This window comes from Cupriavidus sp. IK-TO18, assembly GCF_015549295.1.
Classification (GTDB): domain Bacteria; phylum Pseudomonadota; class Gammaproteobacteria; order Burkholderiales; family Burkholderiaceae; genus Cupriavidus; species Cupriavidus oxalaticus_A.
In genome coordinates, this window is sequence record NZ_JADGMP010000048.1 from 1 (window position 1) to 10,134 (window position 10,134).

Below are 10,134 nucleotides of genomic sequence, written 5' to 3' on the forward strand. Positions count from 1 at the left end.
CCCAGAACTCGGTTAGGTTTGCAAACCGTCGTATATTGCACCGAAAACAAGACTACCCCCAGTTCGGCGCCCTCGTTTCAGCGATGAGATGAACCAACGATATGGAGTTAGCGAAGGACTTGTGCTGTTTGGCAAGGCCGGCATCGAGTGACGGTGTTTTAGCCATGCGCGAGCCGCTTGCGGTGAAAGTCGCTTGGGCGGTTCTTCGGGGAGGGAGCAGCGGAGACGCTGCTCTCTTACCCGCTTAAGGGCGTATCTTGGTCACTGGCCTACTTGGCTTTCTGATTCGGATTTGCCAGACGCTTCGACGAAGCGTGAAACGCCATTGAAAATGGCCGTGGAGATGATGAACGCACGAGCTGTTTCCCGGCAAAAAAAGTCGGCAGGCCGAAGGCACCACAGCAAGATAGACATTCCGCCTCAACGATGAAGACACGCTCAATATACTGGATGCCGGAGTTGCAGCGGAACAAACGCGGATCTTCGGGGAGGACTTGAAACTATCGCGCCCGATGACGTTTGAACAGTGGGCCGACCGTCCCTGGACCGAAAAACTGCGCGACCGAAAGGCGTCGCTGATTGCCTCGCGGCTCTGACGGCCCATTGCGCGGCCGCCGTCCGGCTATCGAACCGGCCGGCGTGCCCGATGGCCCGTCGTTCAGGCATGCAGCGGGTTCGGCTTCTCCGGATCGATCCCGTACTTGCGAATGGCTTCTGCGACGCGAGTGCCGGGGATGGTCCCCTCATCCGCCAGAGCCTTCAATGCCGCGATCGCGATCCAGTGGCGATCCACCTCGAAGAAGTGGCGCAACGCCGCGCGGGTATCGGAGCGGCCGAAGCCGTCAGTGCCCAGCACGACAAATTTCTGCGGCACATAGGCGCGGATCTGGTCCGCGAGCGCACGGATATAGTCGGTCGCGACAATGACCGGCCCCGGCGCGTCCTGCAGCAGCCGGGTCACGTGCGGAACGCGCGGCGGCGCCTCGGGATGCAGCAGGTTGTGCCGTTCGGCCGCACGGCCGTCGCGTGCCAGTTCCGTCAGGCCCGGCACGCCCCACACATCCGCTGCCACGCCCCAGTCCTGCTGCAGCAATGCGGCTGCGGCGATGACCTCGTTGAAGATGGTGCCGGCGCCCATCAGTTGGACGCGCGGGACGGATCCGGCGGATTCCGCCTTGCTGAAGGCGTACATGCCCTTGAGGATATCCTGCGCGACGGTCGGGCCGGCCGGCATGGCCGGCTGCGCATAGGTCTCGTTCATGATGGTGATGTAGTAGTAGACGTCTTCCTGCTCCTGCACCATGCGGCGCAAGCCGTCCTGCACGATCACAGCGAGCTCGTACGCAAACGACGGGTCATAGCTGATGCAATTCGGCACCGACGATGCCCACAGCAGCGAATGGCCATCCTCGTGCTGCAGGCCTTCGCCGTTGATCGTGGTCCGTCCGGAGATCCCGCCCAGCAGGAAGCCGCGCGCCCGCATATCGGCCGCCGCCCAGGCGAGATCGCCCACGCGCTGGAAGCCGAACATGGAGTAGAAGATATAGAACGGCACCATGGGCTCGCCATGCGTGGAGTACGACGTCGCGGCAGCGATCCAGTCGGCCATGCCCCCCGCTTCATTGATGCCCTCCTGCAGGAATTGGCCGGTCGCCGACTCCTTGTAGGATGTCAGCGTCTCGGCATCCTGCGGGGTGTAGCGCTGGCCGTCCTGGTTCCAGATCCCGATCTGCCGGAACAGTCCTTCCATGCCGAACGTGCGGGACTCGTCTGGTACGATCGGCACGATGCGACGGCCCAGTTCCTTGTCCCGCAGCAGCGTGCCCAGGATGCGGACGAAGGCCATCGTGGTCGACATGCCCCGCCCTTCGGGCGTGGCCCTCAGCAGCGCGTCGAATACCGACAAGGCGGGCGCCGGCAGCGATGCGGCCTTCTGGCGCCGCGCGGGCAGGTAGCCGCCCAGCGCCTCGCGGCGTCCGCGCATGTAGGTGAGCTCTTTCGATCCCTCGGGCAAGCTGATATACGGGACGTCTTCGATCTCCGCATCCGCAACGGGCAACGCATACTTGTCGCGCAGGGCCAGCAGGGCCTCCCGCTGCACCTTCTTCTGCTGGTGGTTGACGTTGGAGGCCTGGCCCTGGTCGCCCATGCCATAGCCCTTGATGGTCTTGGCCAGGATCACGGTCGGCACGTCGCTGCCGCGCGCGGCCTCAGTGAATGCGGCAAAGACCTTCGCCGGATCGTGGCCGCCGCGATCCAGGCTCCAGAGCTCATCGTCGGTGTAGTCGGCCACCAGCGCCTTCAGCTCAGGCGTATTGAAGAAATGCTCGCGCAGGTATGTCCCGGACTTCGAACGGTAAGTCTGGTATTCGCCGTCGACGACCTCCATCATCCGCCGTGCCAGCGCCCCGCTCTTATCGCGTGCGAACAGGTCGTCCCAGCGGCCACCCCAGAGCACCTTGATCACCCGCCAGCCGGCTCCCAGGAAGATGCTTTCCAGTTCCTGCACGATCTTGCCGTTGCCGCGCACCGGTCCGTCCAGACGCTGAAGATTGGCGTTGACGACGAACACAAGGTTGCCCAGGCGCTCCCTGGCCGCCATGCCGATCGCGCCGAGGGACTCGGGCTCGTCCATTTCGCCGTCGCCAAGGAAAACCCATACCTTCCGGTCATCAGTCTTCGCGATGCCGCGCGCCTGCAGGTATTTCATGAAACGGGTCTGGTAGATTGCCATCAACGGGCCGAGCCCCATCGAAACGGTGGGAAACTGCCAGAAATCGGGCATCAGCCACGGGTGGGGGTAGGAGGACAGCCCTTCCCCGCCGACTTCGCGCCGGTAGTTGTCGAGTTGCCTGGCATCCAGCCGGCCCAGCAGGAACGCGCGCGCGTAGATGCCCGGCGACACGTGGCCTTGCACGAAGACAAGGTCGCCGCCGTGATCCGCTGTGGGCGCGCGCCAGAAGTGGTTAAAGCCCACGTCATAGAGCGTGGCCGCGGAGGCAAACGAGGCGATATGCCCGCCGACATTCGAAGTCTTGCCGGCCCGCACCACCATCGCCATGGCATTCCACCGCGTATAGGCGCGGATGCGGCGCTCGATTTCCCGGTCGCCTGGCATGCGTGGTTGCTGGTCGACGGCAATGGTGTTGACGTAAGGCGTGCCGCCCGAGTGCGGCCGCAATTGCCCGCGCAGCCGCGCATGAGCAATCTGCCGCTCGATGAGATAGTGCGCACGTGCCGGCCCGACGTTGCCGAGGACGCCCTCCAGGGCTTCCAGCCATTCGGCTGTCTCCTGCGGGTCGTCGTCCCGTGGATCCATTGTCAATGCGATTTCGTCAAGTTGCGCGGCAGTCATGGCACGTCTCCGTCAAGGTATCCGGTGAGAATCAGTATAGTCAATAACTACGACTTATCAAGTCGTAGTTATTGACTGAGACTTCAGGCAAACCATGGACTGTTCATGTCTTGCACTTGACCAGAGACAGAGCTGAAGCAGCACACGCTCGCCGACCTGGCCCAGCACACCGACGAGAAGGCGCCGGCCGGCTACGGCGTGCAGGTGCTCAGGTGGCTGACGGACCGCGCGGCCACCGGCGCGGGGACAAGCCGGAGCCTACGCACGCAAGGACGCGCAAGAGCGCCTGAGGCGCTTCCGATCCCCTGACCCGGCGCCGCGTTACCGCGGCGGCAAAATACAAAAAGGGCGATCCTGGCGGAGCGCCCCTCTTCATTCCTGCCCGCGCCCTCAGGCTACAACGATACGGCGGGGGTCAGCCATCGCAAGCGCTTCAGCACGATCCGCGCTGGGCGGATAGATCCACTCGGTATTGATGCGCGTCTTCAGCGCCTTGGCGACGCCGCCCGTCATCTTCACCTGGCGATCCCAGCCTTCCGTATAGACCGCGCCCCAGGGACCGAGGTCCAGGCACGTCACGTACTTCGGCTGGCTATACGGAATCGGAGCCGCCCCCACCAAGTCTGCCGCTACATTGTGGCCCGCCGAGCGGCCGAGGTTCATGGCGTGCTGGCAAGACATCATGGCGACGTTGCCATCGTCGTCGGTAGCGGCATAGGCGCAGTCGCCCGTGGCGAACACCGACTCGACGCCCCTGACCTTCAGGTTGCGGTCAACATGCAGCCGGCCGAAGTTGTCGCGCTCCGCGGGAATCTGCGCGGTGAGTTCGCTGGCGCGGGCGCCGGCGGTCCAGATCACCGTGTCTGCCTCGATGCGCTCGCCGTTATCGAGCGTCACGCCGCTGGCGTCGACGGCCGCCACGCCCGATCCAAGCCTCCAGGTCACGCCCAGCTCAGTCAGCGCCTGCGTGATCACCGGGCGCGGACCCGCACCCAGGTCCGGGCCGATCGCGGCATTGCGCTCGACCATGATCACGTTCACGGCAGCATCTTCGCCCAGGACTTCGCGCAAGCGGGCAGGCATTTCGGCAGCCGTCTCAATACCCGTGAAACCGGCACCGGCGATCACTACGGTATTGCGGCCCGCGCTGTCCGGGCGGCTGGCCAGTCGATGGATATGCGCTTCAAGCTCCGCGGCGTCGGCGACCTGGTCGACATTGAACGCGTGCTGCGCCAGCCCTGGAATCTGCGGCCGGAACAGGCGGCTTCCGGCAGCGACGACCAGGCGGTCGTAGCCGATGCGCTGGTGCGAGGCATCGGCACCGACGCCCGCAATGCTCACCGTCTGGTTCCGCACGTCGATGTGCTCGACCTTGCCCTGGATAAACCTCACGCCGACAGCTTTGAAGATCTCCTGCAAAGGCGCCTTCATCCCGTTCGGATTCTGCTCATAGAGGCGCGGCCGGACGTGCAGCTCGGGTTCCGGTGCGACAAGGGCGATTTCCACGTCGGTGCGGCCGACCTGGTCAAGCAGGCGGGCCGAAGCCAGTGCGCTCCACATGCCGGCAAAGCCGGCGCCGATGACAAGAATGCGTTTCGACATCTTTGATGCTCCTGAATCAAACCTCGGTTCATGTGACCGGAGCACCCCGCTCCTGCGCTGCGTCTGGTCATCCCGGCGATCACATCGGCGCCGCCATTAACTACGATTTTATGAATCGTAGTTTAGATGTGCAAGATTTTTTTTTCGGATGCTTGTTTCGGCGCAGTCCACGTCCTCGCTTGCACTTCGATGGACGATCGACTATCGTTACTACGACTATGCAAGTCGTAGTTAAAGCAAACGGAGTTCATGATGAAACCAATCCACTGGATCAGCGCACTTGGCGCCACTGCGATCCTGTCCATCGGCGTGACCGCGTGGGCATCCGCTTCCGACCTGGCCTGGGCGACCAGCTACCCCATGACTGCCGGCCACGACCTGAAAGGCGTATCGGCGCAACCGGGCCACAGCGGTAGCCTTGTCGACATGCTGATCGCCGGCCAGGACCTGAGCGGCGTTTCCGCTACGCCAGGCCGCGCCGGCGAGACCGGCGCGGGGGCTGAGGCCAGCAAGGCTTCGGGGCCGCCCGACAAATCGCTGCCTCAACTCGCTTGAGGCTGTGACTCCCGTGACGAAAACGCATTCCGGACTGGAAGCTGCGGACTGACATCCACGCTCTACCCGCTTCAAGCGCTTTACCAAGGAAACCGACATGAAAGCCCAACGCCTTCTTTTGCCCTTCCTCGCCGCCACCGTGGTGGCATTCTCCGGCGCCGCAGCCGCACATGGGACCGGTGATGCGGTCAAGGAGAACTTCTCCCTGGCCATCCCCAACATCCCCGGCAAGTCGCTTATCGCGCTGGAAGTGGATTACGCGCCGGGCGCCTCGTCCTTGCCTCACTACCACGCCAAGTCGGCATTCATTTATGCCTATGTCGTCTCGGGCAGCATCGCCAGCAAGGTCGGTGACGGACCGGAACGGGTCTACAAGGCGGGCGAAAGCTTCCACGAAGAGCCGGGCTCGCACCATCCCGTCAGCCGCAACGCGAGCAAGTCAAAGCCGGCCAAGCTGCTGGCTGTGTTTATTGTGGACAGCGGCGAAAAGGACCTAACCACTTACGAAAGGAGCGCGAAATGAGACTGGATTACACAAAAGCCGCCCCGGGTGGCGTGAAGGCGTTCGGCAGTGTCTACGGCTACATCATGCAATCCGGACTCGATGATGTCCTGGTGGAGCTGGTCTACCTGCGTGTCAGCCAGATGAACGGCTGCGCCTACTGCCTTGACATGCACACGCGAGACCTGGTGAAGAGGGGCGTGTCGGTCGGCAAGCTCGCGCTCGTGCAGGTCTGGCACGAAGCGGGCGCCCTCTTCAGTGACCGCGAGAAGGCGGCACTGGCGTGGGCCGAGACCGTGACCCGCGTTTCGGAGACACATGTCCCGGACGACGCCTTCCGCGCGGCCTCTGCCGTTTTCAGTGAAAAGGAACTCGCTGACCTGACCATGGCGATCAGCCTGATGAATGCATTCAACCGCCTCGCCATCAGCTTCCGCCGTGCGCCGCAAGCCGAAAACCAGGGCGGCGCATGACCGGGACGTCACGGGCCGTCGCAGGACAGGGCCAGCTCGCTGGCCCTGCTTCGCCGACGCGATTTCGAGACGCCACTTCTACTACCATTTTCAAGCTATTGGCATGCTCTACCCAGTACTGTTCAAATCCTTGGAAGCGGTCCGCTGGCACATGGACAAGGACATCCCCTGGGATAGCTTCGACGCCAGCCTGCTGACGCACGACCAGGCCAAGACCATCCGCATGAATGCGATCACGGAATGGTCCGGCCTGCCGGCGACCGAGATGTTCCTGCGCGACAACCGCCACGATTCCGACTTTTCGGCGTTCATGAGCATCTGGTTCTTCGAGGAGCAGAAGCACTCGCTGGTGCTGATGGAGTACCTGCGCCGCTTCCGCCCGGACCTGGTGCCGACCGAGGAAGAACTGCACGCCGTGCGTTTCGAGTTCGACCCGGCGCCGCCGCTGGAAACGCTGATGCTGCATTTCTGCGGCGAGATCCGCCTGAACCACTGGTACCGCCGCGCCGCCGAATGGCACTCGGAACCGGTGATCAAGCATATCTACCGCACCCTGTCGCAGGATGAAGCCCGCCACGGCGGCGCGTACCTGCGCTACATGAAAAAATACCTGGCGCAATTCGGCGACAACGCGCGCGCCGCGTTCGCCAGGATCGGCGTGCTGATGGCATCGGCGCGCCGCACCGAAAAGCCGCTGCACCCGACCAACCTGCACGTCAACAAGGCGCTGTTCCCCAACGACACCGTGCAGTCGCGCCTGCCCGACCCCGACTGGCTGGAGAAATGGCTGGACGAGCAGATCCGCTTCGACGAAGGCTGGGAGAAGAAGGTCATCGAACGGATCCTGCACAATATGTCGCTGCTGTTCGAGCGCACCTTTGAATCGGTGCAGGACCTGAACCGCTACCGCAAGGAGCTGGGGAGGCCGCAACAGGATGCGCACGGTGCTGCATTTTCGTATCCGCCTGTCGCAAGCGCGCATGCAGACACATAGCGATACAAGACACCGTGATTCCGACACATCACGCTTAACCGCGTCTCCTAGACTCTGTACAGACCCATTCACGGACACAGGAGCGAAGGATGTCGAAAACCATTGATCTGCATCGTCGACGCTTTCTGGGTACAGTGGGCCTTGACGCCGGCCGCGGCGCCGTTCGGCCTGGGCTAATCGTTCGAAATGTGCAAAATGTAACGGTGACTCCCCGGGAAGCCGCCTTCCAGCAAGGCTTTCCGGTTCGCTATCACCTTGAGAAATTGCTTCTTCTGCAAGCTCTTGAATCACAGGCGTTTTGGAGCCCAAACGTATCAATCAGCTCGAGAAGGACTACCCCGTTTAGGAAGTTGCGTTCGTTATCGGTTAGGCGTTGCGGCGGCCGTGGCGTCTACTGTGGTCCGGCATCGACGTTTTTTCGACAGCTCTTGTTGTTTCAACGCGAGTTCCACGAGGTCCAGATGGTGCTTATGCACTCCCTGTATCGCCCTAAGCCAGATCGCACCCAACGACAAGCCCAAAACCCCCGCGCAGGCGTACAGCATGAAGGTGCCGGCGAAGCTGTTCGATCCGCTGGTAATTTCTCGTCCCAGCCATGGCACTCCGCCCCCCTCCTTCACGACGGCGTAGACCAGGCCCACCTGGGAAATGAATGCGGTCTCCTTTCCGAAAAACTGGGAGATCCGCGTGTCAATCCGACCGATTCTGGTAGTGAGCCAATGGCGGGCGAGCTGAAGCGACTCCCCTGTGTATGACACCAGGGTGGCGACGGCATGCAAATCCTTGGCGAGTGCGCTTTGCGCCGTTGCGCTTGCATCGGCCTTCCAGCGGCGGACCCGCACCAGCAACATGACCGGGTCAACCATGACTCCGATGAGGGTGGCCAACGTCGTCAGAATCACCAGCAGGTTGAGCGCAGTCCATAGCCATCCAGACGACCATCCAAACTTGGTGCCAAGAACGAGGATGACGGCTACCAAAATGCACAGGCCGGCGAATGCGAACAGCCACTTCGTCAGGGCAGCCGCTCGAAGCTCCATCTTGGTTTTCGCGGCTGACTGAACGGGCTCGTATTTGGACACATGGTCCAGAATGGCGATGACGTCTTGGGAGGGCACTGCTGTCTTCCGGTGGTTGAAAAACCGGATGATGGCAGAGAGTGCCGGCTACGCAACTATTTGGCGCGTGTATTTTTAGCTTTGCTTCGTCGCGCCCCAGCGGCGTTCCTTCTTAAGGGCCGGCCGGGGTTCGCAAAATATCCGCCAAATATTTCGCAACGCATTGATTTATAAAGAGAATCTAGCCTTCCCAGCGCCCCACGTAGCTCTCCTTCCCTTGATCAGCAAGCGACCAAATTGCGCCAAGGTGCATAAAAAGCCATATGTCACCAAGAATGAGGCTCAATCGACTCGTCGATTTGTCATCAAAGGTGGGCAAATTCCACTTCCTGGCAAGGTACGGGAGCGATTTTGGAGGACAGGGGGGCCTCGGGGCGCGCCAAGATACGGGGAATCCACTATCACAAGGGGCATCGGCCGCAGGTCGATCCGCGGCCGATGTCGAGATAACCGACATCGCTACCCGACGCGGAAGAACCCCACCGACTGCCCCGCATTGACCGCGCGCTTGAGCCACGACGGCATCTCGCCCTGCCCGTCCCAGGTGAGCCCTTCCGCGTTGCGGTAGCAGACCACCGGCGCCGGTGGTGCGGGCGGTGGAGGCGGCGGCGGCGGCGCGAAGCACCCCGCCGCGTCGAGGTCTTCCAAGGTGAGCCCGTAGTCGTCCATCTGCGCCTGGATCCAGCGGATCGCGTCCGCCCGCTCAGTCTTTGCTGCCGTCACTGCCGTCACTGCTGTCGTTGCCTTCGTCCTGATTGCCAGGCAGCGCCGCCGCCCCCTGCTCGTTGCACAGCTCTTCCCCTTGGTCTTCCTACGCAGTGGCCGCCTAACTTCCGGCCTGCCGAGTTTGCTAGTCAGAATAGGGGCGAACCGGCCGCGCCCGCCAACCTGTCGTTCAGTACAAGAGATCGATTAGGAAACGCTCGGGCTTCTTGCCAACCCACGCGGGTGCCCGACCGCGCCCTGACCAGGTCTGGCCCGTCTTGGGGTTGCGGTACCTCGGAGGCGGCGCGGCCTTCGTCTTGGTCGGAACAGCGCCGGCAGCGGGCTCAACACCGGGCTTGCCCGCAATGTCCTCAATGCTGAGGTCGTACTCCTGCATCAACTGCTGAATCTCCTCCACGACCTTTGGCACTTCCGTGGCTCGCAACTGCTCAAGTTGCGCATTGACAGATGCCAGTTGAGCGAGCAGTGAGGACTGGGACGGGCTTTGAGTTGCGGTAGGCGCTTTTTGCTCCTGTCGCGGGTTCCGGGTTCGCGTCTTCTGAGTCGGCGCTTCCGGGGCAGCCTCCACTCCAGGCAGTGCTATCTGCTTCGGCCCGCGCTTCCGGGTTGGGGTCTCTTGAGTCGTGACTTCCGGAGCGGCAACTTCAGCTAGGATTTTCGGCTTCCGACCGCGCTTCGGGGTCTTCCTCTCTTCCGGCGCAGCTTCCGTAGCGGCGATTTCGGTGAGCGCTTTCGGCTTCCGACCGCGCTTCGGGGCCCGCGTCTCTTCCGGCGCAGCTTCCGGGGCGGCAGTTTCGGTGAGCGCTTTC

Annotated in this window: 9 protein-coding genes; 4 read left to right on the forward strand and 5 right to left on the reverse strand. The window is 62.6% G+C overall.

Annotated features, from left to right (window positions below; all coding sequences use genetic code 11):
• Positions 1 to 658: 658 nt before the first annotated feature.
• The gene (aceE, locus tag IPF36_RS31905; protein ID WP_195432042.1) at positions 659 to 3,355 is read right to left on the reverse strand and encodes a pyruvate dehydrogenase (acetyl-transferring), homodimeric type; all 2,697 of its coding nucleotides are present in this window, start codon (positions 3,353 to 3,355) and stop codon (positions 659 to 661) included.
• A gap of 390 nt (positions 3,356 to 3,745) precedes the next feature.
• A complete protein-coding gene (locus IPF36_RS31910; protein WP_195432043.1) occupies positions 3,746 to 4,957 on the reverse strand; it encodes an NAD(P)/FAD-dependent oxidoreductase in 1,212 nt (403 codons plus the stop codon).
• 249 nt (positions 4,958 to 5,206) lie between these two features.
• On the opposite strand from IPF36_RS31910, the gene IPF36_RS31915 reads away from it, so the two are divergent.
• The 4 genes from IPF36_RS31915 (at position 5,207) to IPF36_RS31930 (ending at position 7,481) form a co-directional block, all read left to right on the forward strand.
• Positions 5,207 to 5,512: a hypothetical protein gene (locus IPF36_RS31915; protein WP_255519967.1), complete on the forward strand. Its 306-nt coding sequence runs from the start codon at positions 5,207 to 5,209 to the stop codon at positions 5,510 to 5,512.
• Positions 5,513 to 5,609: 97 nt separating this feature from the next.
• On the forward strand, positions 5,610 to 6,035 hold the full coding sequence (locus tag IPF36_RS31920; protein ID WP_195432044.1) for a cupin domain-containing protein: 426 nt from the start codon (positions 5,610 to 5,612) through the stop codon (positions 6,033 to 6,035).
• A complete protein-coding gene (locus IPF36_RS31925; RefSeq protein WP_195432045.1) occupies positions 6,032 to 6,487 on the forward strand; it encodes a carboxymuconolactone decarboxylase family protein in 456 nt (151 codons plus the stop codon). Before IPF36_RS31920 ends, IPF36_RS31925 begins: the two co-directional genes overlap by 4 nt.
• A gap of 103 nt (positions 6,488 to 6,590) precedes the next feature.
• Positions 6,591 to 7,481, forward strand: coding sequence for a ferritin-like domain-containing protein (locus IPF36_RS31930; protein ID WP_255519968.1), 891 nt, complete (start codon positions 6,591 to 6,593; stop codon positions 7,479 to 7,481).
• Positions 7,482 to 7,840: 359 nt separating this feature from the next.
• Here IPF36_RS31930 and IPF36_RS31935 read toward each other — a convergent pair whose 3' ends face one another.
• The 3 genes from IPF36_RS31935 to IPF36_RS34915 form a co-directional block, all read right to left on the reverse strand.
• A complete protein-coding gene (locus tag IPF36_RS31935; RefSeq protein ID WP_195432046.1) occupies positions 7,841 to 8,599 on the reverse strand; it encodes a hypothetical protein in 759 nt (252 codons plus the stop codon).
• A 459-nt stretch (positions 8,600 to 9,058) separates the two neighbouring features.
• Entirely contained in the window at positions 9,059 to 9,268 is a 210-nt protein-coding gene (locus IPF36_RS31940) for an H-NS histone family protein (protein WP_255519970.1), read from the reverse strand.
• Between the two features lie 226 nt (positions 9,269 to 9,494).
• Positions 9,495 to 10,134: H-NS family nucleoid-associated regulatory protein (locus tag IPF36_RS34915; RefSeq protein WP_255519969.1), on the reverse strand; the 640-nt coding region annotated here is incomplete at its 5' end.

Excerpts from the sequence above, each read along its gene's own strand:
- aceE (WP_195432042.1), bottom strand. The coding sequence starts at position 3,355 with ATGACTGCCGCGCAACTTGACGAAATCGCATTGACAATGGATCCACGG.
- IPF36_RS31910 (WP_195432043.1), bottom strand. The coding sequence starts at position 4,957 with ATGTCGAAACGCATTCTTGTCATCGGCGCCGGCTTTGCCGGCATGTGG.
- IPF36_RS31915 (WP_255519967.1), top strand. The coding sequence starts at position 5,207 with ATGATGAAACCAATCCACTGGATCAGCGCACTTGGCGCCACTGCGATC.
- IPF36_RS31920 (WP_195432044.1), top strand. The coding sequence starts at position 5,610 with ATGAAAGCCCAACGCCTTCTTTTGCCCTTCCTCGCCGCCACCGTGGTG.
- IPF36_RS31925 (WP_195432045.1), top strand. The coding sequence starts at position 6,032 with ATGAGACTGGATTACACAAAAGCCGCCCCGGGTGGCGTGAAGGCGTTC.
- IPF36_RS31930 (WP_255519968.1), top strand. The coding sequence starts at position 6,591 with ATGCTCTACCCAGTACTGTTCAAATCCTTGGAAGCGGTCCGCTGGCAC.
- IPF36_RS31940 (WP_255519970.1), bottom strand. The coding sequence starts at position 9,268 with ATGGACGACTACGGGCTCACCTTGGAAGACCTCGACGCGGCGGGGTGC.